The sequence below is a fragment of the Dellaglioa sp. CoH-57-MRSF-21 genome, from assembly GCF_056781915.1.
On record NZ_JBXAXU010000077.1, the window covers coordinates 1 to 406 of the forward strand.

At 55.4% G+C, this 406-nt stretch carries 1 protein-coding gene; it reads left to right on the plus strand.

All coding sequences use genetic code 11. The annotated features are described in order from the left end of the window. A partial coding sequence (locus tag AC1RPQ_RS08010; protein WP_481762264.1) for a hypothetical protein occupies positions 1-406 on the plus strand: 406 nt, incomplete at both ends.

The window sequence follows — 406 nt, forward strand, 5'->3', positions numbered from 1 at the left end:
GCCGAGGACTTTTTCCAGCTTTACTCGTTCCACAGCGTGGACGGTGAGCTGGAACGACGCCTTGAGGCTCTAATTCAATTCAACGCTGCGGATTTGGCTCACGTTCAAGACCCGGAGGACGATCCGGTCGATGGTTCCGAGAACGCAGGAGAGCTGCTGGAGCGAGCTGCGCAGGAAACTTCTGAGGCACCAGCAGGTTGGGCGGATATTGCCGGCTCTGGTCAAAGCGTTCCAGAACTGGAAGTTAACTTCGGCTTCATGAGCCGTGAAGGTGCCCAACCTACGGCCCTCAGCCCCGAACAGCTTAGCGCTGCGCTCGTTATGTATTCGGAATCCCCGAATCGTGAATACAGTATCACCGAACATCGACTGATGTTCCGACTCGGCGGTGATATCACTCTTGAAT